Source organism: Streptomyces sp. SKN60 (assembly GCF_026236535.1).
Taxonomy (GTDB): domain Bacteria; phylum Actinomycetota; class Actinomycetes; order Streptomycetales; family Streptomycetaceae; genus Streptomyces.
Map to the genome: position 1 here is coordinate 13,467 of NZ_JAHTMW010000011.1, position 24,368 is coordinate 37,834.

At 69.3% G+C, this 24,368-nt stretch carries 20 protein-coding genes, 1 tRNA gene, 3 pseudogenes and 1 CRISPR repeat array; of the genes and pseudogenes, 6 read left to right on the forward strand and 18 right to left on the reverse strand.

The genetic code is table 11. The annotated features are described in order from the left end of the window. Positions 1–38: 38 nt before the first annotated feature. The 3 genes from KV205_RS19460 to KV205_RS19470 form a co-directional block, all read right to left on the reverse strand. On the reverse strand, positions 39–380 hold the full coding sequence (locus tag KV205_RS19460; protein ID WP_265865715.1) for a hypothetical protein: 342 nt from the start codon (positions 378–380) through the stop codon (positions 39–41). Between the two features lie 112 nt (positions 381–492). Next, entirely contained in the window at positions 493–678 is a 186-nt protein-coding gene (locus KV205_RS19465; RefSeq protein ID WP_265865716.1) for a hypothetical protein, read from the reverse strand. A gap of 698 nt (positions 679–1,376) precedes the next feature. Beyond that, positions 1,377–4,268, reverse strand: coding sequence for a CRISPR-associated endonuclease Cas3'' (locus KV205_RS19470; protein WP_265865717.1), 2,892 nt, complete (start codon positions 4,266–4,268; stop codon positions 1,377–1,379). A gap of 741 nt (positions 4,269–5,009) precedes the next feature. After that, positions 5,010–5,281: a CRISPR direct-repeat array (repeat unit 28 nt; unit sequence ACGCTCCCCACGCACATGGGGCTGACAC). A gap of 571 nt (positions 5,282–5,852) precedes the next feature. Here KV205_RS19470 and KV205_RS19475 point away from each other — a divergent pair. Then, positions 5,853–5,926, forward strand: a tRNA-Ala gene (locus tag KV205_RS19475). A 44-nt stretch (positions 5,927–5,970) separates the two neighbouring features. Here KV205_RS19475 and KV205_RS19480 read toward each other — a convergent pair. Then, positions 5,971–6,570, reverse strand: a complete 600-nt coding sequence (locus tag KV205_RS19480) for an IS5 family transposase (protein ID WP_265865955.1) — start codon at positions 6,568–6,570, stop codon at positions 5,971–5,973. A gap of 291 nt (positions 6,571–6,861) precedes the next feature. After that, complete coding sequence (locus tag KV205_RS19485) at positions 6,862–7,707, reverse strand: hypothetical protein (protein WP_265865718.1); 846 nt, start codon at positions 7,705–7,707, stop codon at positions 6,862–6,864. A gap of 534 nt (positions 7,708–8,241) precedes the next feature. Between KV205_RS19485 and KV205_RS19490 the strand changes: the two genes are divergently transcribed. Then, positions 8,242–8,550 (forward strand): hypothetical protein, encoded by a 309-nt coding sequence (locus KV205_RS19490; RefSeq protein WP_265865719.1) that lies wholly within the window; start codon positions 8,242–8,244, stop codon positions 8,548–8,550. A 179-nt stretch (positions 8,551–8,729) separates the two neighbouring features. Here the strand turns inward: KV205_RS19490 and KV205_RS19495 are convergent, their stop codons facing one another. The 5 genes from KV205_RS19495 to KV205_RS19515 form a co-directional block, all read right to left on the reverse strand. Next, positions 8,730–9,077 carry a hypothetical protein gene (locus KV205_RS19495; RefSeq protein WP_265865720.1) on the reverse strand — a complete coding sequence of 116 codons (348 nt, stop codon included), beginning with the start codon at positions 9,075–9,077 and terminating at the stop codon, positions 8,730–8,732. Positions 9,078–9,099: 22 nt separating this feature from the next. Beyond that, a complete protein-coding gene (locus KV205_RS19500) occupies positions 9,100–9,270 on the reverse strand; it encodes a hypothetical protein (RefSeq protein WP_265865721.1) in 171 nt (56 codons plus the stop codon). Then, positions 9,267–9,845: a TetR/AcrR family transcriptional regulator gene (locus KV205_RS19505; RefSeq protein WP_265865722.1), complete on the reverse strand. Its 579-nt coding sequence runs from the start codon at positions 9,843–9,845 to the stop codon at positions 9,267–9,269. Before KV205_RS19505 ends, KV205_RS19500 begins: the two co-directional genes overlap by 4 nt. 83 nt (positions 9,846–9,928) lie before the next feature. Further along, positions 9,929–10,819 (reverse strand): SDR family NAD(P)-dependent oxidoreductase, encoded by an 891-nt coding sequence (locus KV205_RS19510; protein WP_265865956.1) that lies wholly within the window; start codon positions 10,817–10,819, stop codon positions 9,929–9,931. Positions 10,820–12,121: 1,302 nt separating this feature from the next. After that, positions 12,122–12,895, reverse strand: a complete 774-nt coding sequence (locus tag KV205_RS19515; RefSeq protein WP_265865723.1) for a DUF6042 family protein — start codon at positions 12,893–12,895, stop codon at positions 12,122–12,124. 482 nt (positions 12,896–13,377) lie between these two features. Here KV205_RS19515 and KV205_RS19520 point away from each other — a divergent pair. Beyond that, positions 13,378–13,667 (forward strand): annotated as a pseudogene (locus KV205_RS19520) (transposase family protein); the annotation flags it as partial. 89 nt (positions 13,668–13,756) lie between these two features. Here KV205_RS19520 and grpE read toward each other — a convergent pair. From grpE to KV205_RS19540, 4 genes are all read right to left on the reverse strand, one after another. Further along, positions 13,757–14,377, reverse strand: coding sequence for a nucleotide exchange factor GrpE (grpE, locus tag KV205_RS19525; protein WP_265865724.1), 621 nt, complete (start codon positions 14,375–14,377; stop codon positions 13,757–13,759). Positions 14,378–14,727: 350 nt separating this feature from the next. Next, entirely contained in the window at positions 14,728–15,549 is an 822-nt protein-coding gene (locus tag KV205_RS19530) for a VOC family protein (RefSeq protein ID WP_265865725.1), read from the reverse strand. 39 nt (positions 15,550–15,588) lie between these two features. Continuing rightward, positions 15,589–15,984, reverse strand: coding sequence for a DUF2267 domain-containing protein (locus KV205_RS19535; protein ID WP_265865726.1), 396 nt, complete (start codon positions 15,982–15,984; stop codon positions 15,589–15,591). A 112-nt stretch (positions 15,985–16,096) separates the two neighbouring features. Then, positions 16,097–16,528 (reverse strand): Hsp20/alpha crystallin family protein, encoded by a 432-nt coding sequence (locus KV205_RS19540; RefSeq protein ID WP_265865727.1) that lies wholly within the window; start codon positions 16,526–16,528, stop codon positions 16,097–16,099. A gap of 131 nt (positions 16,529–16,659) precedes the next feature. On the opposite strand from KV205_RS19540, the gene KV205_RS19545 reads away from it, so the two are divergent. Together KV205_RS19545 and KV205_RS19550 are read left to right on the forward strand one after the other, a co-directional pair. After that, a complete protein-coding gene (locus tag KV205_RS19545) occupies positions 16,660–17,403 on the forward strand; it encodes a hypothetical protein (RefSeq protein WP_265865728.1) in 744 nt (247 codons plus the stop codon). A 289-nt stretch (positions 17,404–17,692) separates the two neighbouring features. After that, positions 17,693–18,169 (forward strand): universal stress protein, encoded by a 477-nt coding sequence (locus KV205_RS19550; RefSeq protein ID WP_265865729.1) that lies wholly within the window; start codon positions 17,693–17,695, stop codon positions 18,167–18,169. A 501-nt stretch (positions 18,170–18,670) separates the two neighbouring features. Here the strand turns inward: KV205_RS19550 and KV205_RS19555 are convergent. The 4 genes and pseudogenes from KV205_RS19555 to KV205_RS19565 all read right to left on the reverse strand — a co-directional run bounded on the left by KV205_RS19555 (position 18,671) and on the right by KV205_RS19565 (position 23,309). Continuing rightward, a pseudogene (locus KV205_RS19555) lies at positions 18,671–19,666 on the reverse strand (NmrA/HSCARG family protein). A gap of 32 nt (positions 19,667–19,698) precedes the next feature. Continuing rightward, positions 19,699–21,558 carry a molecular chaperone DnaK gene (dnaK, locus tag KV205_RS19560; RefSeq protein ID WP_265865730.1) on the reverse strand — a complete coding sequence of 620 codons (1,860 nt, stop codon included), beginning with the start codon at positions 21,556–21,558 and terminating at the stop codon, positions 19,699–19,701. A gap of 228 nt (positions 21,559–21,786) precedes the next feature. Continuing rightward, a pseudogene (locus KV205_RS36555) lies at positions 21,787–22,281 on the reverse strand (carotenoid oxygenase family protein); the annotation flags it as partial. Positions 22,282–22,382: 101 nt separating this feature from the next. Continuing rightward, positions 22,383–23,309 (reverse strand): ArsR/SmtB family transcription factor, encoded by a 927-nt coding sequence (locus tag KV205_RS19565; protein ID WP_374214693.1) that lies wholly within the window; start codon positions 23,307–23,309, stop codon positions 22,383–22,385. Positions 23,310–23,445: 136 nt separating this feature from the next. Here KV205_RS19565 and KV205_RS19570 point away from each other — a divergent pair, with 136 nt between their 5' ends. Further along, positions 23,446–24,354 carry an oxidoreductase gene (locus tag KV205_RS19570; protein ID WP_265865732.1) on the forward strand — a complete coding sequence of 303 codons (909 nt, stop codon included), beginning with the start codon at positions 23,446–23,448 and terminating at the stop codon, positions 24,352–24,354. Positions 24,355–24,368 lie beyond the last annotated feature (14 nt).

Consider the following 24,368-nt stretch of genomic DNA (forward strand, 5'->3'; position numbering starts at 1 on the left):
CCGACTGTGACATGGGGACGCTGTGGAAGGCGTCGGGATCAAAGTCCGGGGCCGGTGTAACCGGGGTCTGGGTGTTGGCGGGGCGTGTACCACTCGGTGAGCGCCCACACCCCGAGAGCGAGTGCCGCCAGGGTCATGAATACAGCAATCCAGGGGCGCCTCGTACATCGCGTGGTCAGCGTCCAGGTGAAGAGCGGAACCACTGTGCCGCCGAGCAGAATGAGCGGCAGATCGAGGAAGATCGCGCTTAGATCGCGGGCATGGGCCTCGAACCCGCCGTCGATGCTGAAGGCGGCCCGCGGTGCCCACACCAGCAGTCCAGCCATTGCGCCTAGGCCAGCGAGGAGGCATGCGGCGGTGCCCTCGGTCTTCTGGTTCATATCGCCTACCGCCTGAGTCGCTTTGCAAGGCGCTGGTGGCCGTGCGTTCCCAGGACAGCAAGCTAGGGGATCAGAACGGGACGTGAGTGAGTAGGCTTTGCTCCGATCCCCGTCACCCTTCAGGCCGTGCCCGTGCCTGCGCGTAGGGGGTCATCGTCGTCCTGGCCCGGCGCTCGGTTTCGGTGGCCTGGAAGCGGTAGGACTCGATGCCGGTCTGAATGAGAACGCAGCGGAAGGTGATCCGGTCGGCGATGGCCGCGCAGAGCCTGGGGTCGGCGAAGGGCGAGTTGGTGGCCACGGCGGTGGCCTTGCATTCCTCGCGTTCGGTGAAGATCTGGAACAGCAGCCAGGCGCCCTTCTTGACAAGGTTCGGGGGTCGACCTCCGCCTCCTCGCCGGGCTGCATCTCCTGCGGCACCATCCCCTCCAGATGCCGGCGACCCTGCCTGGCCTCCAGCTCCAGCTGCGGGCGGCGCCATTGGCACTGAACCAATGCGGATGACGGCGTGACGGGTTGCGGGCGGTGACGGATGTCCGTCGCTACTACTGGCCGAGGGCAGAACGACAGAAGCACACGCCCCGGCAGTGGTCGCACGTCTTGACCAGTTCGTGAACGCGCTTGTCACACGGCTTTCCGCACGGGTTGCCACCGGTACGTTCACGAGCGAGGGAGACCTGCCGCGGGCCGTAGAGCCCAGCCCCGCCAGACAGGTAATAGCCATTGTCCGTGGCGAACATCCGGACGGAGGAAACCTTCAGAGTCTTTCCCTCGCCCGGTCCCTCCAGGATCGTCAGCCAATCTCCAGCCTTGTACACATCACACTCTTCTCAGGTAGTCGATCTCTGGTAAGGCCCCGCCAGGGCATGAGCCTTCTTGATTGTGGCGTTGGCGCTACAGGTGTTGCACAACATAGCGTCATCGGCATCGACGCTGAGCCGTGAAAAGTGATCTCCACTCGCCTCACGCATCACTCCCCCACAGAAGGCGGCAAGTGGCTCAGGAGTCCTGTTTCCTGTGGACGAGGCCGAGTTCGGCGTCCATGGACAGCCAGTGCCGCCCGAACGAAGCAGGCTGGGGGCTGGCGAGATCGTGGAACAGCGGGACGAGGTCGGCAAGCAGGGGGTGCTGGAGCCACGCTTCGGGCAGAGCGGGTTGCTCCTGCCCTGGCGGTCCTGAGACCCAGGATTCGGGTACGGAGACGACGCACTGGAGCAGGCGGCGGATCTCTACCGGTTTCAGGCGCGGTCCTGCGGGCAGCGGCCATGTGCCTTTTTCGTCCAGGGTCAGGTGGCTGGTCATGGGCTGGAGGTAGCAGGGCAGCAGGCGGCGGGGGCAGGTACCGGCGCGGGTGGGTGCGTTGCCTGGGGTCGTGGGCCTGCGGTGGAGGTCGGCCAGCGATCCGATGCGCACGGGCGGGGGGATGGCCTGGGTGTCGCCGAGGTGGGTTTCGTACCGGAGGGAGGAGACGTGGGCGGCTTCCATGGCGGCGAACTCGCTGTGCGAGCCGGCGGTGCCGGCGTGCATCTCTTCGATCAGGTGGGGAACGTCGTCGGGGAGTGTCACGGTGCGAAGGCCGGTGTGGAGTGCCGCGGCGCTCTGGTGCATCCACAGTTCCGTGTCCGAGCTGCGCCAGGCTTGCGGAATGTCGGTGCGGCCTTCGTGTACAGGGTTGAGGACGCTCAGCCGCGGTCCGCGCTCCCGGATCCAGGGCGGGCGGCGGTCGCGGCGTTTCGTCGTGTTCTGTTGCCGCCAGAGAAGTTCGAAGCGCCAGAGCCGGCCGGCACGTTGCAGGAGCCTGTGCATCGATGCGAGATCGCTGACCAGGACATCGAGGTCAATGTCGAGGCTCATCTCCAGCAGGCTGGTGGTCACCACGATCAGCCGGTAGGGCCGCTTTCCCCTGGGCCCCAGCACGTCACGAATCCTGCGGGTGAGCGGTCCCCGGCGTTGCCCGGGGATGCGGCCGTGGAGCAGGACCAGGTCGGTTCCCGCGCGGATGCCCGCAGCCTTGAGGATCTTCCGCAGGTGGAGGTAGGTGTCCTGGGCGTCTGCGACGGTGGCGCACTCGACAGCTGCGCATCCTCCGTGCTCGGCCACGGGCTGGATCTCCTGGACGATCCGGTCAAGCCTCTCCCCCGCTGCGATGGCTCGCGTCTCCTCTCCCAGGCGCTGGTACGTGACGTCGCGGATGATCATTTCGATCGTGGAGCGCTGCTCCTTCACATGCAGGCGCCGGGGTCCGTCGGCCATCACGGTGGTCGAGGCATCGCTGGCGGCGGCGAACAGCCACCCCGGGTAAGGGACCGTGACACTGCGGCCCGCGAGGCCGGTATGGCCGGCGCCTGTGAGATAGGCCCGCACAAGGCCGGCTGATACCGCCGCCGGCAGCGTTGCCGAGACGACCACCACTGGGCATCCCAATGCTCCGAGCCAGTGCACGAACCGTTCCATCAGTCTCAGGGTGTAGGGGCTGTAGGCGTGCGCTTCGTCGATGATCACGGTGCGTCCGGACATGCCCAGCATCCGAAAGGCGCTGTAGCGGGTGGGCAGTACGCTCATCAGAGTCTGGTCGAGGGTGGCCACGGTGAACTGGGCGAGCAGTGCCCGGTCGAAGCCTCGCAGCCACGGGTCGGGCACTGTCACCTTCTTCTCGGGGCGGCCGTCGGCCTCGGGGGTGTCGGTGAAGTATTCGTCGAGGGTGATCTGCCCGTTGCGGGCGAGGAACTGATCGGTGTAGGCGGTGTTCTGCCAGCTGTGGTTGTGTACCAGGGATACGGGGGCGCGCTCCGGCTGGTGTGCGGCGACGTAGTCCCTGAGCGTTTCGTACATGGCGTCGGCGATCGCGGTCGACGGCTGGAGGATAGCCGCACCGCGTGTCCCGCAGTGGAGGTTGAAGATTCTCTGGGCCTCCAGCATCGCCACGGTCTTCCCGGCCCCGGTCCTGTCCGTGATGACCAGGATCCCGGCGCCGTTTGCCGCGACCGCCTGATCGAGCTGGTTCATCAGGGATGCCTGCAGCTGGTTCGGGCGCTCGAGGTGAGGATGTGCGGTGGTGAAGGGGACCTCGGGAAGGTCGGCCCGCTCCAGCCCGGAGGCGGTCACCACGGCCGCCGCCCACGGCTCTTCCGCCTCCTGCGAGGCGGGCCGCCAGGCCGATGCGTAGTGCGCGCTCGCTCCGAACGCCGGCGCCATCGCGCGCGGAATCCACACATGCGGCTGGCTCGCGAGCCGGTCCGCCACCATGATCAGGCCCGCGATCAGCACGGCCGCCGGGACCGACACCCGCGGCGGCACCGCCAGCGCCTGGGTCTGATACCGGATCTGCGCGGTGTACCGCCACCGGATGTCCTGCCACAGCGGCCCGCCAAGCTCGGCGGCAACCCTCGGGCCGCTCGCCGCCCCGTACACGTCGCACTGGTGGAACCATCCGTGGTGCCCGCCGATGATCTGCGCAGCCCGCACCGCAGGACTCGCGTTGCCCGTCCGCTCGTATCCGAAGCCGGCGAGGATCCCGACCATCGCATGCATGGAAGCCCGTTCGTGGGCGATCAGACGCCATCCGCCGGTGTCCGCCTGCAGGTCATCACTCACCCTCGCCCAGCCGGCCGGCTCGCACTCCTGAAACCGGCTCACCTTCCCCAGGTCATGACAGCCGGCCCAGAACATCACCACCCGCCGCGCGTCCGCCGCTCCCAGCCCCAAGCCCGCGGCGATCAGCCGTCGCTCCTGTCGGGTGAGATAGCGGTGCCACAACACCCCCGCGATCGCCGCCACATCGAGCATGTGAAACAACACCGGATACCCCAGCTGAAACCGCTTGCTGAACTTCCACTTCCCCCACAGACACAGCGGCAGGCCTCCGTTCCGGCCGTCGTCCACCACCCCCACGACCCAAGCCCTCCCTCTGCTGGCAAACGATGCGGGTCCTGGTCGGGCCCGCATCGTTCGCTACCCTCACCTCCTCACCAGCAGGCGGAAAGGACGAGGCAGTTACCTCATTTCGGTGAAGAGGGCCTCAAGTCGCCACTCAGAGGGGCGACTTTGTGCGACAACGATGACAAGCCATGCAGCGGCCGACCACTGCGCTGCGGGCGCCCCACGCAGCTCTTCTTCGTCGGATCCGGCCTTCCCACTCTCGTCGCGCTCAACCACGGAGAACAGCCGTCTCGTCCAGTCCCCGCTCCGGCCAAGGCAGGTGATGTGCATGTAGGCCGTCCCACCGATCAACGCAGTGGGGCTGACTCGGGTGTGGTCACACTTCGACACCGCCTGCTCCAGCGCCAGACAGTGCGCCCCGTCGCCGCAACGCTCGTGAGGCCGTTCCCCGCTCTCCCAACCCGGCGAAACGGGGGATGCTGACACATCAGGTCGTCCGTGCGAGCCGGCGTGGCACCCGTTCCCCGTGCTTTGGCGCTGATACCTGCCGCGTGCCAGGCGAGGGCGTTGATATACACCGCTCCCCACCCGCATGGGGCTGACACGTGCACGGGGTCCCTCGTGGAGCGCGCTTTCAGCCACTCCCGACATCTTGTGGCGATGGTCCCCAGCCGCCGGCCTGGACGGGGATCTCGATGCCACACGCATGGGGTTGACACCACCCGTGGAGTCCTGAGGCGCTCATTCCGGGACCGCTTCCCCACGCACGTGAGGCTGACACCGGGCCCGATGACGCACGCATTCGATCTGTCGCCCGCTCCCCACGCACATGGGGCTGACGCCTCCTGGCCGGCGCCCGCATCTCGGTCTCCGTGACGCTCCCCACGCACATGGGGCTGACACGATGTCCTCCGGCTGCTCACCGGGCTACAGGAACCGTTCCCCATGCACATGGGGCTGACACCTCAACACGCACCTAGGTACTACCTGCAACACCCCGCTCCCCACGTACATGGGGCTGACACTCTGCGGACCAACAGCAGTGCGCGCATGGTGTACCGCTCCCCACACGCGATGCCAGTGACCTGCACGACTCGAAGTCTTTGACATGCCTCTATTCCGACTTGAATCAAACCTTCCTGCAGGTTTGCACTCATTTTCCCAACAAACTCTCACTGGATGTCCGCAACCCCAGGCTCTTCCAGCAGGTCCTGGATGTGAAGGTGGGAAACTCTCGCGCAAGGTCTCTGGGAAATTGAGGCGCTAGTCAGCACCGCGCGTACGGGGAGCATGGACGGCCGGCCAGACGACAAGTCGGCGGGCCGGGAACATCCCCACGCATGCGGGGAGCAGACTGTCTGACCTGCAGCGTTCCACCACCAACAAGCCCAACGCCACCACTTTCAAAGAACCCGACAAAACGCCCCCCTCCCCCGCCCACACACACGAAGACCAGCGGGCCCAAGGGAAAGCGGCTGCTCCCTTGCGAGAACCGGTTCCGGCGCAACTCCTGTGATGCCGTCCTCTCACAGTGCCGGTCAGCCCTCAATAAACGCGGCAGCCAGGCGCCTGAATTCGTAAGATCCCTGACAGGACGGGGCTCGTAGCGCAGAGGTCGTCGCGCCTTCACCGCATGTAGGAGGACGCCGGTTCAAATCCGGCCGGCCCCGTCCTGCCTCTTCCACGACAGCATCCCCCGACACCCAGACACGCCCTAACCACGCCTCAGCAGGCCCGTTGCGGCGTCCCGGTCGCCGATGTTCGCGGCGGTCACCGCGACGACCAGGAGCAGGCCGAGCGTGTCGGTCACGATGTGCCGTTTGCGCCCGGGCACCTTCTTCCCGCCGTCGTAGCCACGTGAGGCGGCCGGCACCGTCGCGGCGGCCCGCACCGACTGCGCGTCGATGATCCCCGCCGTGGGTGAGGCCTCACGGCCCTCGCGTTCACGCACCCTCCCGCGCAGCCGGTCGTGGAACTCGGTGATCAGCCCGTGCTCACGCCAGCGGCGGAAGAAGGCATAGACCCGGCCCCAGGCGGGGAAATCCGCGGGCATCGCCCGCCACGAGATCCCGCCCGCGACCAGGTAGCGGATCGCGTCCAGCAGCTGGCGGTGGCAGTAGCCCTCAGGCCGCCCGCTCCTGCCCTGAAGCCAGGTCGGCACCGGCAGCAACGGCCGGACAGCCGCCCACTCCGCGTCCGTCATGTCCGACGGATAGCGGCGCACCCGGTCCGGATGGTCGGCCGCGTTGCCGTACACGTGCGCGAGGCAATCGCACGACACGGCGGGCAAGTTGAAGTGAAGGGGCTGGGGCACGTACAACAACGACAACAGGGTCTCCGGAACCGCTCGTATGGGATCGCACCCCCGAGCTACCAGGAGGCCCTGCCTTCATGCACGCACGGCCGGAAGATCACCCGACCAGGAACTCTGTTCGACCGGGCGGTGCGGCGGCTCCACGAGGAGGACCAGCCGGCCCTGGTCGTGGACGTACGCGCCGGGGCCGACGGACGCCACGGGGTGTGCGCCGACGCCCGTACGCCCTCGGCGCCGCCGCTGGTCGCGTACTGCTCGGTCCCGCTCGGCTCCGCGCGGGCGCGCTGCCCGCTACTGCGCCCAGTCGAAGACGCCCGACTCCAGGTCGATCTGGGCGTTGCCACCGCCGAAGTTGACCCCGCCGACGCCGTCCTCCAGCTCGAAGACGTACGGCGTCAGCCCCTCCGGCAACGTCTGGCAGGGCATCACCGTTCCGCCGAGGTGCGAGATGCCCTCGACGGACGACCAGAACGCGTCGAGATCCTTGTCGTCCGAGGACCAGGCCTCCACGTAGCCGCCCTCGCCGTCCTCCGCCGGGGCGATGCCGGTGTTCGGGTCGCCGGTGCGCTCCCCGATCCAGACCGTGATTTCGGGGGCGCTGTCGTCCCAGGCGTTCTGGCCGCGGCTGTACTTGTCGCCGAGGCCGTCCGGCCGAATGTCGGCCGGGGGATCTATGCGGGGCGCGGCGAACTCCGCGGCGGTGAGCCAGATGAGCGCGTGCGCGCCGCCGATCACGTCCTCCAGGTCCTGCTGCCGGGGGTGGCGGGCTGCGGCCGTCGCGGCCACCGCGGCGAGGAACGGATCGGCGGCCTGCTCCGGGGTGGGCACGGTGCCCGCCAGCAGCTCGTCCACGCCCTCGATGTCGTCGGCGACGTGGTCGTCGGCGTGGAAGAAGGAGACGGCTACCAGGTCCTGGCCCTTGCGCCGGTAGTCCTCCGGCAGTTCGAGGGTGATGACATGGGTCATCGGCAGTCCCGTGACAGGGCTCCGGGGCCAGGAAGCCGTTCCGATGCCGGGCGCACGACCGCCGCACCACCCGGCGACGCGGGCCCCGGGCAGATCGATCTCGACGGGCTTGCCGGGCCGGACCGACAGCGCGTCCACGGACTCTCCGAACCCCAGGTCGTATGCCTTCACCGTGTTCCTCGTTCATTCCGTTCGACTGCGACGGTGCTCAACCTACGCGAGGCCTCCGACAGTCCCCGTCCCCGTCGTTCCCGCTCGGTCCGCCCGGGCACCCGAACTAGTCTGCTCGTACACCAGCCGCCCACTCCGCGTCCGTCATGTCCGACAGATAGCGGCGCACCCGGTCCGGATGAGCGGCCGCGTTGCCGCACACGTGCGCTTGGAAGATCACCCGACCAGGAACTCTGTTCGACTTGCACGTTCCAAGATCGATTGAGATACGGCTTCTAACTCTGCGCCAGAGGCCTCCCGCTGTGAGATCGTCCGAACCTGCCGTCTATTCTGAACGCGTTCAGTCGGGAGGCGGGTGGGATGCGGATGAGCACTTCAGCGAGACGATGGTCGGCTCTGGTCGCCGCGTTGGCGTGGGCTTGTGTTGCTTGCGCTGATGCAGGTGGAGATGCGGCTCGCATTGATCAGTCGGCACTTACGGGCGAGTGGAGTAGCCCTGGTGGCGCTCTTCTCCACTTGCGGGCGGACCACGGTATGACGGGTGAAGGCCTGAACAGTGCGATGCTGGGAGGCACATCATGCCCGGACACTGCAACCGGCCACTGGAGCTTCTTCAGCGCACCCGACGAGACGGGTTCCTCCTTCGCTGACGACGCGCTCACCAGCGGCGACACCGTCTCCCTGAGCATCGACCCTCCCAAAGACTCCTGTCTCTTGTCGGCTCTGGTCCGGCGGGACGAGCACGGACTCAATCTCTGCCTGGTAGAAGACCCTGATTCCGACTGTTCCGCCGAAGAACTTCTCCGCCTCGAGTCAGCATCGGCAGAACAGGCTGCGAAGTGACCCACCGCCCCTGCCTTTGAAGGAGCATCACAAGATCCCCGACAGAGCCGAATTACGTGACCGTTCATAAGGGTTGTCCCGTAACTGCTGGTCGTCACTGGGGAGCGACGCAGGTGCTGGATTTACCAGTCGAACCGTGTGTCGTCCTTGCTGTGCGGCTGCTTGCCGGGGGCGAATCGTCAGTGGGGCTTGTAGTCGTCCCAGAAGGAACCCGTCCGGCGCCTTTCGTACGAGGCTTCAGCCCTCGCCATCCAGGCGTCGATGTCGGCGACCATCGTGGGGAACTTCTCCTTGAGAGGCTCGGCCAGTTCGACCAGCTCCTCCCAGGAGTCGGCCAGATAGGTCAGGTTCTCCAGTCCGATCGCGACCTCGACCCGGAACGGGTCGTCCGACTTCAGCCACGCCTTCCCTGTCTCGAAGATCTCCGCCCCGTCCTTGGGATCGATGATCCAGGACATGGAGAGCAGCTGCTCCGCGACATACCCAGGGGTGACATTCGGAGCCCTGTGGTCGACGAGGAAGCTCATGACGTCCTCAACCTTCACTGATCTACAACCTCCGGTACATGCGCCACGCGAACACACCCTCGTGCGGTGTGATGACTCGGCCGTCGGTGTACTTCATCGTCCCGAACATGTGGGACGGGTGGACCCCGGCCCCCTCGTCGATCAGTTCGAAGCTTGCCGCGGCCGGCGCGGTGCGGTGGGCGGGTCCGCTCACGCGCTCGTTGGTGTCGTGCGCAAGCCTTCGAGGAGGGTGGCGAGGTAGCGGTGTGCGGTGTCGGCCCGGTCGGCGGGGGTGCCGCCGTGGACGTTCGCGGCGTGGGCGATGCCGCACATGAGCGGGACGAGGTCGGCGGCGGCGAGGTCGGGGCGGACCGCTCCGGCATCGCGGGCCCGGGCGAGGAGGGTGGCGCCGGCCGACGCCAGTGACTCCTTGAGTTCCGTGGTGCGCGGCACGGCGTCCGTGGCCGCCGCGGCGACGGGGGGCAGGGCGGCGTCGGCGACCTGCGCCTCGACGGTGTGGAAGAGGAAGCCCGTCAGGCCGCGCCAGGGGTCGGCATCGGTCAGCGCCTGCCGGCCGTGGGCGGCCAGGGCCTCCAGGCACGGCGCAGCGACGGTCTCCAGCAGCGCCTCGGGCGTGGCGAAGTGCCGGTAGACGGTGCCGACCCCGAGTCCTGCCCGGCGTGCGACGTCGTTGAGCTGCAGTGGTGTGCCCTCGTCGACCAGGCCGCGGGCGACGGAGACGATCCGCTGCCAGTTGCGGGCCGCGTCCTTGCGTAGAGGCGTCGTCATGAGGCCATGCTAATCGGATGGTTCATCCGGATGGTTCCGCCCTGCCGCCCGGTACCCGCGGCGCCGCGCCGCGCGTACGACGTTCAGGCGGGGGTGAGCGGCGCGTGCCGTTCGCTGAGTCGGCGTACGGCTTCGGCGACGCGGGGGTCGGCCGCCGCCCGGTGCGGGGCGACCGGGTGCGCCCGGGCGCCGATGACGATGCCGGTTCGACCCGTCAACGTCTCGTTGGTGGCGGCCGTGATGGAGGGCCTGGCTGCCGCGGACGCCGGATGCGAGGTCGAGCGCTCGAATGTGCGGCGCACCAGGGGCCAGAGCAGCCGCAGGGCGGGCGAGACGATCTTCGGGTCGGTCATGGTGCCGTTGGTCATGTCGGTCGCGGCCCCTCCGGGGTCGGCGGCGAAGACCGAGACGCCGGTGCCGTCCAGCCGGTCTGCCAGGTCCAAGGTGTAGGCCAGGTTGGCGAGCTTGGCGCGGCCGTACCAGTGGAAGCCGTAGTAGCCGCCCGGCGGCTCGACGGCGTCGAACACGCGCTTGGCCACGGCGACCGCGCCCGACGTCACGTTCACGATCCTGCTCGGCGCACCGGCCGTGAGTGTGGGCAGCAGCAGTTCGGTCAGCAGGTAGGGCGAGAGGTGGTTGACGACGAACGACGCCTCGACACCGCCGAGGGTCTGGCGCTCGGGGAACATCGCCCCGACGTTGTTGACCAGCACCGTCAGCGGTTCTCCCGAGGCGGCGTGGTCGGCCGCGATCGTCCGGGCGAGTGCACGCACCTGGTCGAGCGAGGCGAGGTCCGCGGGCAGGAAGCGGGCCGGGTGCACCGGGCCCGTCGCGTTGATCCGCCGGGCGGCCCTGGCTCCCCGTCCGGCGTCGCGCCCGATCACCGTGACCGCGAACCCGGCGGCGGCCAGCCCCAGCGCCGTCTGAAGGCCGATGCCCCCTGTTCCGGCCGTGACCACTGCTGTCTTCTCCATGTACTCCTCCACCAGGCAGCCAATCGGATAGATCATCCGCTTAGTCCCGGACGGTAGCACACATACGGATGAACTATCCGGTTGAGCTTCGGCGGCAGCGACAGTCCGCCCGCGGCAGGAGACAGACGGACGCCCGGGGAATCACGCGACGTCGGCCCCGGAAAATCGCGTGACCGTCGACAACGGGTTTCGCCGCGGCCGGCACCCTCGATCCCGAGGCGGCAGTGGGCGCAGATGCCGGGCGCGGACCAGCGCAGCGAGGTCGGCCAGGACAGCGCGCCGGGCGGTGTCGTAGGTGATCGCGGCGCTGCCGACCAGGACATCGAGGCGCCCGAACCCCGCCCCCACGCTGCGCACAAGGGCACGCACGGACACGGCCGGCATCTGCCACAACCAGCCGGCGCAGCAGCAACCCGCCGGGCACTCCCGGAGCCACGCCGGCCACAGCAACAACATTCCTCCGCACAGCCGCACCCACAATGCCCGACCCCGACCGGCACTTGGGGCGCCGGGGCATCCCCCGCGGGCGCGGGGAACGGTACCGGTCCTCGGTCGCCCCGCCGAAGAAGTCGGGGCGACCCCCGCGTAAGCGGGGAGCAGCCCGGGCCATGCCTGCGGATGTCCACGACGTCGGGGCCATCCCCGCAAGCGCGGAAAGCAGTCGGCGCCGCCGTGCCGCTGAACGCGGCGCCGGTGGTCTCCCCACGGGCACGGGGAACAGCCGACCGGCGGCACGCTCCCGGCCGCCGGTCAGGGACCATCCGCGAACACGGGAAACAGGCGTTCTTCAGGAGCAGGCGGGGCGCCGCCGGGGCCATCCCCGCCAACGCTGATAACCCCACCTGCCAGACCGCAAAAGCAGCCCTGACCAGCACAAACGCACACCAAGCCATTACACGCCAGAACTACCTACAACAAACCCACCCGCCCTCAACACAAAACACATAACCCCAGACCAGCCCACACCCCACACACCAACAAACCCCCACTCAGCGGCAGCACATCGGCGAGTCCGCCTAATTCCTCACAGTCGACGGCCCCGTCGCCGCCAGCCCGTACACCGCAGGCGCTCGGCATGAGCGAGAAGGTCGCCGTGGCCAAGTTCGCCCTCTGCGGGCCCGCGAACGTCTCGAACTGCTCCGCCCGTACGGAGACGCACTGCTGTTGCTGTCCTGGCCGACGATCGCGAGGTTACGGCCGACCTTCTCGCGCTGGCTGGCCGGACGACTTTCCTGAGACGCTGTTGCCGCGGACCACGATTGGGCGCGTTCCTGCGTTCCACCGTGCCCTGCGTAGTCTGCGTCAGGCGTCGTCGCCCGCGAGATTCAGCTGCATCCGGGTCTCGTGGAAGTGCTCCCAGTCCATGACCAGGCGGAAGCGCCGGTGTGCCTCCAGGCGTTCCGCGTCGGCCGGCTCCTGGCCGCGATACACCTGGGCCTCCCCGGACTCCGCGAGCTCCGCCAGGGCGAGGCGGACATCGTTGGCGTCCTGGCTGGTGGCGGCCGCCAGCCGGTCCAAGGAGGTAAGGATTTCTTGCGGTTCACCCAGATCGTTGACCAGGTGGTTGATGAGGGTGTTGACGAGCGGGTCGGTGCGCATCGTCCAGCGGATCTTGTCGAGCCGCTTGGTGATTTCGGTGTCCAGGGGCAGCAGGTCGCCGGGCAGCGGCAGCGCGGTGGGCATCGACCACCGGGTGCCCTCCGGCGTCTCCTCGCGGCTCGCCAGGCCCCATGTCAGGTAGAGCTCGGACAGTTCCCGCACCGTTTTGGGTACTGGGAAGCCGGCGGCCGTCAGCATGGCGCTGAACTTCTCCCAGCGGCTCGCCTCGCACGCCTCTCGGCCCTCTGGCGCTTCCTCGTAGTCCCACTCCTCATCGGGCCATGAGAACGTGAGCGCACCATCGAGATCGCCGCCGATCATGTCCCAGTGGCCGCCGAAGATCTCCTGCAGCAGGTCGTCCAGGGAGCCGGTGAAGCCGGGCTGGCTCGCGGTCCCGATCAGCATGGTCAGCGGGAAGCCCTGGCGGGGCAGGACGTGGTCCCACCCTGACACCCACCAGTCGTTGTGCATCGCCATGTCCCGGCGCGGGCCGGATACAGACGGGTTCTCAGTCATCCGCAGCTCTTCCTCGAAAACGGCCGGACGCCCGCAGCGTACGCACTGAAACGCGGCACGTGCTCACGGGCGTCCGACCCAGGCTTGATGGTCGAGGGCAACGCGCAGTTGCTCGTGTAGGCGGCCGCCAGAACACCGACGCGGGTTCGGGCCCTCACGGACCGCTGCCAGAGCTCCGACATCCCCCCCTCTTGCGGCATGGTGAAGCCTGTCAACGGTCGCTGAAGGCGCCTTAGACCCGGAACGGCTGCCCTTCGCCGTTGCATGGGTGTCATGCTTCGCACTCCTGCGCAGGACGCTCGTCGTCGAACCAATCAAAAGGAAGTCATTCCAGGAGCCATAGAGCCCTTTCCAACCTGATGGCGCGGCAGGTTGGTTGTGCGGCCCGGGCTTTTGACGTCGCGAAGCTCCTGGTAGACGGGTTCACGACCAAGATCGCCCGTATGCACCAGGAGCTTCGTGCGCTTGTCTGCCCATCCGCGATTGATCTGCCAGTACGAGCCTGCGGTATCCAACCCGTCACCTGTCAGCCCACCGCAAGCGCACCGGCAGCCGGTGGCGCCGACTCACGACTGGACACCAAGCCCTGCTCGCCCTCGCTTACCTGCGCTGCGGGAACACCTACGCCCAACTCGCCGCGGGATTCGGGGCCGGCATCGCCACGGTGTATCGGTACATCCGGGAGGCCGTCGAGGTCCTGGCCGCGCGGGCACCCAGCCTCACCGATGCCGTCCTCCCGGAGCCGGCGCTGCGCCTGGCCAGCGACGATCTTGGATGACGGGCGGCGGAGAGGAGGCGGTCGGGGTCTCGTCGCCGCGCGGCTCAGCTTTCGTGTGCCCCTGCTGCGGCGGCGGGGTGTTCCGGGGGTTCGGTGACGGACACCTGGGCGGGGCGGAGCAGGCGGGTGCCCAGCTGGTAGCCGGGGCGGAGGACGGCGGTGCAGACGGGTGTGTCGACGTCGTCGGAGATCTCGTGGTCGACGGCTTCGTGGCGGGCCGGGTCGAAGGGCTCTCCCGGCGTGCCTGTGCGCTCCAGGCCGAGGCCCGCGAGTGTCTCCTCCAGGGCCTCCGCCACGGCCCACAGGCCACCGTTCACCTCGCCGAGGCTACGGGCCCGGTCGATGGCGTCGAGTATGGGCAGGAGGCTTTCGAGGACCTTGGCGGTGGCGATCTCGTTCACGGCCTCCTGGTCGTGCCGTACGCGCTTGCGGTAGTTCTCGTACTCCGCCTGTACGCGCTGCAGGTCGGCGGTGCGCTCGGCGAGCTCGGCTTCCAGGACGCCGGCCCGGTCCGGTGGCTCCAGCACGTGCTCGCCGCCTTCGCGCTCCGGTGGGATCTCGTCGGGTTCCCGCAGCTGGAGGGTCTCCGGGTCGATCCGCCGCCGGTCGTGAACGACCACCTCGGGGCGCTGCTCTTTCGGGTTGGGTGTGTCCGGCCGGGTCATGACGTTCCTCCCATCGGCTCCCCTTGATGGGCGCGTTCCCGTACGACGTACCGCTATGCCCGGCCTAGTGAGCGGCCCCCGCCCGGGCAGTCGAAGGGGAGAAAACCGCTGCCCGATGGCCTTGTGAGCTGGCGTGATCATGGCGAGTGACGTAGGCCCTCCGACGCGTCCCGTCCCGCCGGATCCCGCGGACCTGTCGGAGCCCGGCTGCCATGGGCACGCCGCCCAATGATCCGGTTCCGCCGAGTCCTACACCGGCGCCGGGCCCGGGTCCGGGTCCGCAGCCGGGGCCTGTTCCCGGCCCGGTGCCCGCGCCGGAGCCGGTCACCCGACCCGGCCGGGGCGTGTCGTCAGGACGTGACGGATGCGTCAGGGACCGCGAAATGCGGTGTGGTGGGCGACTCGTCGAGGGTGAACAGGGCGCCGTCCGGGTCACGTACAGTCGCCTGGCGTTCGCCGGCGGGCCAGAGCCCGTTCTGGACGGGGGTGCCGCCGTTCTCGACGGCCGTCGCGGTGGCCTCCTTCAGCGAGGGGACCTTGAAGTGGACCAGCCAGCGCGGTCGCCGCTGCGGCTTGGTGGCGGCTTCCTCGACGGTGTTGAGGCGGGCCACTGCTTCGCCGTCGCGCCGCAGGACGACTTGATCGTCCTCGTACGCGATGTCGCAGCAGCCCACGCCTTGGGCGGCGGTCCAGTCGAGGACCTCACCGTAGAAGAGGGCGGCGTCGAACGCGTTTCTGGTGTGCAGCTCCAGCCACGCGGGCGCCGGTTCGTCGCCGACCCGCCAGTCGGACAGGACCCGTCCCTCCCAGATCCCGAAGGTCGCGCCCTCGCGGTCGGCGACCAGGGCCGCGCGGCCGCTGGGCGGGTAGCGGACGGGGCCGACGCCGATCGTGCCACCGCGCTCGCGTACCCGGGCCACCGCGTCGTCGGCGTCGGCGACGGCGAAGTACGGCGTCCAGGCGACGGGCACCGCGAGTTCACCGGCCACGGCCGCGATGCCGGCCACCGGCGTTCCCTCCGCCTCGGCGACCGAGAACGCCTGGCCGAGCGTTCCCTGGCGGAACGACCAGCCCAGCACGGCCCCGTAGAACTGCTCGGCGGTGCTCCGGTCGCGTGCCTCCAGGCTGAGCCAGCACGGCGCGCCGATCAGATCGGCTGTGACGAGGACCATGGAGGACCTCCTTCCCCTGGACAGTTCGCCAGGATGCCGTCACCGGTCATGGTGCGTCGGTCGGCCGAAGAGTTCGTCGTAGCCCGGGGGCAGTTGCGTCAGGATGCGGTGGGTGAGGTCTGCTCCGGCAGCGTCCGCCGCCACGCTGAGCACGGCGCCGATGTCCCACCGGGCGGTCTCATTGGTGGCTCCGTCGATCCATGCGGCGGTGGCGCGCACGAAGCGCTCGGGAGCCAGGGGCTCGGCGGCTTGGAGAGGGTTGAGCAGGATCAGCGCGTAGGTCTCGGGGAGCCGTGCGGCGAGTTCGGTGCGTTCGCCGCCGACCAGATGGGCTCCGAGCAGCGCGAAGACCACGCGAGCCGCCCGGTCGGCCTCGTCGTCGGTGTCGTACTCTCCGCGTTCCCGGACTTCCTTGAGGAACACGTCCATCAGCATCGGTTCCGTCCCGTCGTCGGAGGAGGGAAGGGGGTGGGTGGATGCGGAAGGCGGGGCCGGAAAGGGGAGGATCCGCGCCCCGCCCTCCGTGCAGAGCCGGCTGCGGCTCGTCTCAGCTGCTGATCTCCTTGCGGTCGCCCCGGTTTTCGATGGTGACCTTGCGGGGCTTGGCGTGTTCGGCGATCGGAATGCGCAGGGTGAGGACACCTGCGTCGTAATCGGCGGCGATGTGCTCGGTGTCGAGGGTGTCGGCCAGCATGACCTGGCGGGAGAAGACACCCAGTGGCCGCTCGGAGAGCTCCATCTGGACGTCGTCAGCCTCCACCGCCGGCCGCCGCTCGGCCTTCACGGTCAGCATGTTCCGCTCGACGTCGATGTCGATCGCGTCCGTGGCCACGCCGGGCAGGTCGAAGGCGACGACGTATTCGTCACCCTTCCGGTAGGCGTCCATCGGCATCGCGGACGGCCTCGACCAGGTGCCCGGGGTCAGCAGCCGCTCGGTGAGCCGGTCGAGCTCGCGGAACGGGTCGGTGCGCATCAGCATCAAGAACACCTCCAGTCGGTTCAGTCGTCCTCTATTGAGGCTTTTCACCTGATTCCGGTGTAGCATGTCATCAATCTGATGACAAGAGAAATTGTCGTCGAAAAGGTGACCAATCGGAAGAGCTCATGGCCATGACTGCGAGTGACCGGAGTGGTGAGCGCCGCCGGCGCGGCGGGAGCGCGCCGGGCAGGGCGGTCGGCGGGCTTGGCGACGTGCGTCCGGGACCGAAATCGCTCCTCGCCGCCACCGAGGCACTCGACGTCATCAGCGCGGCCCTGCGTACGGCACGCGCCGCCACCCCGGACGCCATCGGCCGCGCGTCGGCCGAGGACGAGCTCGTCGGCGACGGGCCGGATCGGGCGCTGGCCTCGCTTCTGCTGCTGCGCGAGGTGCGCGACGAGCTCGGAAGCTGGGAATCGGGGCTCATCGAAGAGGCCCGCCGGACCGGCGCCAGCTGGGCGGAGCTGGCGCACCCGCTCGGCGTGGCCAGCCGGCAGGCCGCGGAGCGTCGTTATCTGCGGCTCCGTCCGGGCACCGCCGGAAGCACCGCCGAGCAGCGCGTCCAGGCGACCCGCGACCGGCGGGCCGCCGACCGGGCGGTCGTCGCCTGGGCCCGTGGCCACGCGGCCGACCTGCGCCGCCTCGCCGGCCAGATCACCGTCCTGACCGGCCTCCCCGAGGAGGCCCGGGCGATCCTCGCCGAGCTCGACCGCGCCCTCGGCGAGGACGACGCCGCCGTGCTCGTCGCCCCGCTGACCGGCGCCCGGGAGCACTTGCGTGCCACCCGCCCGGACCTCGCCGAGAACATCGACAGCCTCGTGCTCCGCGCGGAGCAGCTCCGCCGCGACAGCGCGTATCAGCGCCGTACAGCCTGAGTGACCGCGGCCTGGCCGCGGAGCCACGGATCGCAGGCGCTGGCGCCGCCCCTCCCGGATCTCGCAGGTCGCGTCCTAGGGGTCTGCGGGCAGTGCCGCACAGCCGCTCAGCGGATACGACAGAGCCGACCCCGATCGTGCCGCCACGGCGACGCCGCCGGCCAGAAGGCCGCCCTGCCCGCCGTCGGCCACCCATCCCCGTGGGTACGCGTAGCGAACGCCCCTCCGGGTAGCCGGTCGGTTGAGGGGGTGGCTCTCGCGGACAGTTCGCCTGCGAAGGGACTGCGAAATGAACATCAGCGAGCACTCCGAGGAGAGCCGCCGCATCGTCGTCGGAGTGGACGGCTCCCCGGCCTCGTACGAGGCCCTGCGGTGGGCGGTACAGCAGGCTCGCCTGACGGGCGCGAAGCTGGAAGCCTGGGGTGCTTACGACGTGCCCGGGGCGGTGGGCTGGTCCGCGCCGGCCGTGGATGCCGCCTTCGACGCGGGACAGGCCAGGCAGGCGGTGTCCGACGAGATCCGCGCCGTGATCGACCGGACCGGCGACGTACAGCTCGAGGAGCATGTGGCCCGCGGCAACCCGGCCAGTGTCCTGACCGAGGCGTCGGTGGGCGCGGACCTGCTGGTCGTGGGCAGCAGAGGCCGTGGCGGATTCGCCAGCCTGCTCCTCGGCTCAGTCAGCCAGCAATGCGCCGTGCATGCCTCCTGCCCGGTCGTCATCGTCCGCCCCGGCACCACCGCCGAGGGAGTGGGAAGCGATACGTAACATGCACGTCCACAGTTCCTCGTTGGCGAAAGGCCGCTCACGGTAGTGCTGCTGGAGCTCGGCGAGGTGTTCGACCCCGCACGCGGCCACGGGACGCCGGCCGTCCTGCCCTGGGTCGTCGGGGTGGGCGATGGATGAGTCCCGGTCGTCCGTAGACGGCGCTGCCGGGCGTGATCGCCTGGTGGCAACGGTCACAGACTCGGGGAGACCAGGGACCGCCGGGGTGGCATCGCTCATCGACTCAGTCGCGGTCGGCGGGTGGCGCCGCCGGCCGGCGACCGCCATCCTGCTCCGGCCCTTGGTCCCTGTTGCCTTACGAACATCGATGAGGTCCCAGTCGTCGTAGGCGATGCCGAGGATCGTGGCCCGCATGGTGACGCGCCGTCCTCCGGTCCGTGACGGCGGGTACACGACAACAAGCGATTTCACCGTCCTACGACTTTCCGACTCCGAGCGGCGCACGCCGCAGGGTGCGCGTGAGGCGGCAACGACGGTCGTGTGTCACTGCCAGGCGGTGAGCAGTCTGTCGCGGTGGGCGGCGAGCCAGGTCGCGAAGTCCTGCAGGGCCGGGTTGAGTTCACGTACGGCGGTGAGGTCCCGGGCGGCGGTGAAGCGGTGCTCGCACTCGGCGTAGTACTGGAACATGTTGCCCGTCTCGCCGGCGCCCGGGGTGCCCTGCGCGCGCCACTCGTCCGCGGTGAGCGGCCGGTACCGTACGGGCACGCCGACGGACGTCGAGAGCGCCGCGGCCATGTCGGCGACCTTCAGGTGCTCGCCCGCGATGCTGATCGTGGCGGCGATGAGGTCGGCCCCGCGCCGGAGGACGGCCAGAGCGGTCCTGCCGATGTCGTCGACCGCGATGGGGGAGAGCCTGCTCTCCCCCATGGGATAGGTGAGTTCGAGGGCGCCGTCCGCACCGCGCTGCGGGGCGAAGGCGGCCAGCAGGTTCTCCCAGTAGAAGGTGGTGCGCAGGAAGGTCGTCGGCACCGCCTCCTCGAGGAAGTAGTGGTCGGCCTCCGCCTTGCCGTCGAAGTGCGGCACCTTGTAGTGGTCCTGGAGCGTGGGCATGCGGTCGTCGTCGACCGGGACGCACTCCCGGGTGTCCTCGAGCGTCGACCAGACCGCGTGCTGGACGCCGGCGTGCGAGGCGGCCCGGGCGACCGCGCGGGCCTGGGCCTTCTCGCGTTCGGCCGACATGTGCTCCTAGAAGTTGGTGACGAGGAACGCGCCGTACGCGTGCTCGAAGGCGGGCGCGAGGCTCGACTCGTCGTCCATGTCGCCGCGGACGATGTCGTCGACACCGAGGCGTTCGAGTTCCCGGGCGGGTTCCCCGTCGGGGTGTCGGGTGACGGCGCGTACGGCGAACTCCGTCCCCGGCCCCGTGTCGTGGTCGGCGAGGATGGCCCGCACGAGCCCGCCGCCCTGCCTGCCGGTCGCTCCGATCACCGTGATGATCTTCTTCTCGGTCATGGCTCGATCGCCTCGCACCTCGGACATGCGGTTCAGCTGCCGTCGTCCCTCCGCCACGCCTACTCGCCCTTGTCCTCCCGCTTGTCCTCGTCGACGATCTCGGCGTCGACGATGTCCTCCTCGCCACCGGCTCCGCCGCCGGCCGTGGGTCCGGTGCCCCCTTGGGCCTCTTGCTGCTGGGCGTACATCGCGGTGCCGATCCGCTGCGCGGCCGTGCTCAGCCGATCCACAGCCGTACGGACCTCCGCGGCGTCCTGGCCCTTGAGCTTCTCCTTCAGCTCGGCGATCGCCGTCTCGACCTCGGCCTTGACGTCACCGGGGACCTTGTCCTCGTTGTCCTTGAGCAGCTTCTCGGTCTGGTAGACGAGCTGTTCGCCCTGGTTGCGGGTCTCGGCGGCCTCGCGGCGGCGCCGGTCCTCCTCGGCGTGGGTCTCGGCGTCGCGCATCATCCGCTCGATGTCGTCCTTCGGCAGTGAGGAGCCGCCGGTGACGGTCATCTTCTGCTCCTTGCCCGTGCCCAGGTCCTTCGCGGTCACGTGCATGATGCCGTTGGCGTCGATGTCGAAGGCGACCTCGATCTGCGGGACGCCGCGCGGGGCCGGCGGGAGGCCGGTCAGCTCGAACATGCCGAGCTTCTTGTTGTACGCCGCGATCTCGCGCTCGCCCTGGAAGACCTGAATGGTCACCGAGGGCTGGTTGTCCTCGGCGGTGGAGAACACCTCCGAGCGCCGGGTCGGGATCGTGGTGTTGCGCTCGATCAGCTTCGTCATGATGCCGCCCTTGGTCTCGATACCGAGGGACAGCGGGGTCACGTCGAGCAGCAGAACGTCCTTGACCTCACCCTTCAGCACACCGGCCTGGAGCGCCGCGCCGACGGCCACGACCTCGTCCGGGTTCACGCCCTTGTGCGGGTCCTTGCCCGTCAGCTCCCGGACCAGTCCCGTCACCGCGGGCATCCGAGTCGATCCGCCCACCAGGATCACGTGATCGATATCGGCGACCTTGATGCCCGCGTCCTCGACCGCCTGGTGGAACGGTGTCCTGCAGCGTTCGAGCAGGTCTTCCGTCATCTTCTCGAACTGCGCCCGGGTGAGCCTCTCCTCCAGGTGCAGCGGGCCCTCGGCGGACGCCGTGATGTACGGAAGGTTGATCGAGGTCTCCGTCGCGGACGACAGCTCGATCTTCGCCTTCTCCGCCGCCTCGCGCAGACGCTGCACCGCCATCTTGTCCTTGGACAGGTCCACGCCGTACCCGTTCTTGAACTGCCTGACCAGATGGTCGACGACCCGCTGGTCCCAGTCGTCACCACCGAGATGCGTGTCCCCGTTCGTGGCCTTGACCTCCACCACGCCGTCGCCGATCTCCAGGAGGGACACGTCGAAGGTGCCGCCACCGAGGTCGAAGACGAGGACCGTCTGGTCGTTCTCCTTGTCCAGGCCGTACGCCAGGGCGGCGGCGGTCGGCTCGTTCACGATGCGCAGGACGTTGAGCCCCGCGATCTCGCCCGCCTCCTTCGTCGCCGTGCGCTGGGAGTCGTTGAAGTACGCGGGCACGGTGACCACCGCGTCCGTGACGTCCTCGCCGAGATAGGACGCGGCGTCCCGCTTCAGCTTCTGCAGTACCCGGGCGGAGACCTCCTGCGCCGTGTACCGCTTTCCCTCCACCTCGCCAGTCGCCGGGAACCGCCACTCCGCCTCGCCCATGTGCCGCTTCACCGACCGCACGGTGCGGTCCACGTTCGTCACGGCCTGCCGCTTGGCCAGCTCACCGACGAGCACGTCACCGCCCTTGGCGAAGCCGACCACGGACGGGGTGGTCCGCGCGCCCTCCGCGTTCGCGACGACGGTCGGCTCCCCGCCCTCCAGTACGGACACAACCGAGTTCGTCGTTCCGAGATCGATACCCACCGACCGAGCCATCGTCGGCCTCCCAACATCCACCGAAGCGAGCCGAAATGAGGCCGCTCTACCTTCGGCGCCTTCCCTGGATGGGCGCGGGCAACCCTGCGGCCGTCTCCACTCCTGCCGACAACAGCGCAACGGGCCCTGACGCCCTTGCTTCGTTTGGCGCGCGCACTGCTGGTTATTCGCCCGTGCGAGGGATTCATCCGGGGAAGAGAAGGGAGGTCGGTCTGGCCCTGCCGAGTCCTCCCGCCCCTGTGTCTCCAGACCGGTGCCGATGCGGTACGGGCACGCGGACTCGGCCAAGGCAAGCATCCGGCCCCCGTGCCGCACGACGTTGACGTCGGGCATGTCCCGGAAGGTGCCCGCGAGCTCGGGTCCGACCTCGTCGGCATCCGGAAAGATCATCGACTCCACCCCGCCCCACAGGGCTCGCCCCGCCCGCTCCTCCGCCTGAAGCGCGGGGGTCCGCACGAAGCGGTTGCGATAGCGGGCGCGGCCCTCGCAGAGCCAGACGCCGTGGAGCATTCCGTCACCGTCGATCGGGTACAGGTACGAGCCGACCGGCGTGAAGCGCGGATTGGGCCCGTTGCGCAGGTACAGCCCGTCCAGAGCGGCCGGCACCACACCCGTCACCTCCAGGCCCTCGACGTCCACCTCCCGGCTCACCGGCGCGAACGAGCCCAGCAGATGAGGAACCCGGGTCGGGGGCCCGCAGACGCGGGCCGTCCCTGCGGGCACGGGGAGCAGGCACGCGTACCAGGACGCTGGGTCGCTTCGGGGGCCATCCCCGCGGCCTGGTGGTCGGCTCCGGACGTCTTCGGGGGCCGGCTTCCGGAGTCTCAGGCGGAGGCGGCGGTGAGGAGGGTTTCAGCGGCAGCGGTGCGGGCGTAGAGGACGGAGCGGCCGGCGCGGTGGGCGCTGACCAGGCCCGCGTTGCGAAGTGCGGTGAGGTACTGGGACACCCCGGCCGGGGAGAGCCCGGTGCGGTGAGCCAGTTCGGTGGTGGAGGCCGGGGTCTCCAGTTCGGTCAGCAGCAGGGTTCGCGAGCGGCCGAGGACGGGGGTGAGGACGCAGGTTCCGGTGACAGGCCGTTTCTCCCACAGCGTGCCGACACCCCGTGCTGGATAGGCGAGCTGCGGCGGGTCCGGCGGTCTCATCCTGGTGCGCAGGCCGGGTCCGGTGAACGCTGAAGGGATCAGAAGCAGCCCCGCGCCCGCGGACTCCCGGGGCAGGTCTCGTTTCCGGCGGGCCAGCTGCAGCGTGTTGTCGTTCCAACTCACCGAGGTGTGCAGGTCGTTGAACAGGCGGCCCGCGCCGTGCTCGGCGACGGTGCGGGCCCGGTGGAAGATGTCGGCGTCCAGTACCGCCCGGATCCGCGCCCAGTAGGGGGCCAGTGCCAGCTCCCAGTACGTTTCGATCTCTTGTGTGACCTTGGCCAGGCGGGAGCGCGGGTCGGCATGCAGGGTCCTCAGCCGGGGGCCGAGACGTCCTTGGTGGCGCGCGAGGTGATCGAGGTCCTGGCGTACTCGGTCGGCGTGCGAGGCCAGGACCGCGTCCCACTCGCCCGTCGGCGCGGGGGCCGCTCCGGCAGGGGCCGGATTGAGGAAGTCGGGCACATAGCCGACAGGTGGGATCAGCTCGGAGAGCCATCCCCGGTCCAGCCCGGCGGCCATCACACGCGGCCGTACCTGGTCCGCCCAGGGCCGGTGGATCGGATGCGCGGTGTGGGACATCAGCAGGCGGTAGCTGGGTGCGACCTCCCACATCGGTGAGACGGCGAACCGCACTTGTGCCAGATCGCTCGCAGAGAACGCCAGTTCCGCCAGGACAACCACTCCTCCATGGATTCAGGGATGTGTGAATCAATGGCGAGCCAGCCTATCGTGCGCAGATCATCCCCCCATGACCTCACACAGCATCTCCGCGGCGGCATCGGGCACCTGGAAGCTCGGCGACCGCACGGTCCACCGGATCGGTTTCGGCGCGATGCGCCTGCCGCAGCACGGGGAGGCGTTCGCGCCGAACGCGGTGCCGCGCGACCGTGACCAGGCGGTCGGTGTGCTGCGCCGCGCGGTCGAGCTCGGCGTGAACCACATCGACACCGCCGCCTTCTACTTCTCGCCGCTGCGCTCCGCCAATGAGCTGATCAGCCGTGCCCTGTCCCCCTACCCGGACGACCTCGTCATCACCACCAAGGTCGGACCGGGCCGTGACCCCGCAGGCAGCTGGCTGCCCCATGCCACCCCCGAGCAACTGCGCGGCCAGGTCGAGGAGAACCTGCGCCAGCTCGGCCGCGACCACCTCGACGTCGTCAACCTGCGCATCGTCGGCACCGACTCCCTCGCCGAACGCTTCGGCGCACTCGCCGAACTGCGCGACGCCGGACTCATCCGCCACCTCGGCCTGTCCAACGTCCGCCCCCACCACCTCGCCGAGGCCCAGGCCATCGCGCCGGTGGTCTGCGTCCAGAACATGTACGGCATCGGCGCATCGCCCGAGCAGGAGGAGTTCCTGCGCATCTGCGGTGAACAGCGCGTCGCATTCGTACCGTTCTACTCGATAGCCGGCAGCGGACGCGAGGCCGGCGCGAGCACCGCCGACAGCAGCGAGGTGCACGCCATCGCCCGCGCCCGCGGGGTGAGCACCGCCCAGGTCCGGCTGGCCTGGACGCTGCACCAAGGCCCCCACGTCCTGGCCATCCCGGGCACCGGCGACCCCGACCACCTCGCCCAGAACGTGGCGGCCGGCTCGCTGAGCCTGTCCGGGGACGAACTCGCCGTCCTGGACTCCCTCCACCACGAAACAGCATGAAGAGGCACCCGATG

Coding starts and splice junctions, on each gene's coding strand:
- KV205_RS19460 (WP_265865715.1), bottom strand. CDS start 380: ATGAACCAGAAGACCGAGGGCACCGCCGCATGCCTCCTCGCTGGCCTA.
- KV205_RS19490 (WP_265865719.1), top strand. CDS start 8,242: ATGACGGGTGAAGGCCTGAACAGTGCGATGCTGGGAGGCACATCATGC.
- KV205_RS19495 (WP_265865720.1), bottom strand. CDS start 9,077: ATGAGCTTCCTCGTCGACCACAGGGCTCCGAATGTCACCCCTGGGTAT.
- KV205_RS19505 (WP_265865722.1), bottom strand. CDS start 9,845: ATGACGACGCCTCTACGCAAGGACGCGGCCCGCAACTGGCAGCGGATC.
- KV205_RS19510 (WP_265865956.1), bottom strand. CDS start 10,819: ATGGAGAAGACAGCAGTGGTCACGGCCGGAACAGGGGGCATCGGCCTT.
- KV205_RS19515 (WP_265865723.1), bottom strand. CDS start 12,895: ATGGCGATGCACAACGACTGGTGGGTGTCAGGGTGGGACCACGTCCTG.
- grpE (WP_265865724.1), bottom strand. CDS start 14,377: ATGACCCGGCCGGACACACCCAACCCGAAAGAGCAGCGCCCCGAGGTG.
- KV205_RS19530 (WP_265865725.1), bottom strand. CDS start 15,549: ATGGTCCTCGTCACAGCCGATCTGATCGGCGCGCCGTGCTGGCTCAGC.
- KV205_RS19535 (WP_265865726.1), bottom strand. CDS start 15,984: ATGCTGATGGACGTGTTCCTCAAGGAAGTCCGGGAACGCGGAGAGTAC.
- KV205_RS19540 (WP_265865727.1), bottom strand. CDS start 16,528: ATGCTGATGCGCACCGACCCGTTCCGCGAGCTCGACCGGCTCACCGAG.
- KV205_RS19545 (WP_265865728.1), top strand. CDS start 16,660: ATGACTGCGAGTGACCGGAGTGGTGAGCGCCGCCGGCGCGGCGGGAGC.
- KV205_RS19550 (WP_265865729.1), top strand. CDS start 17,693: ATGAACATCAGCGAGCACTCCGAGGAGAGCCGCCGCATCGTCGTCGGA.
- dnaK (WP_265865730.1), bottom strand. CDS start 21,558: ATGGCTCGGTCGGTGGGTATCGATCTCGGAACGACGAACTCGGTTGTG.
- KV205_RS19565 (WP_374214693.1), bottom strand. CDS start 23,309: ATGTGGGAGGTCGCACCCAGCTACCGCCTGCTGATGTCCCACACCGCG.
- KV205_RS19570 (WP_265865732.1), top strand. CDS start 23,446: ATGACCTCACACAGCATCTCCGCGGCGGCATCGGGCACCTGGAAGCTC.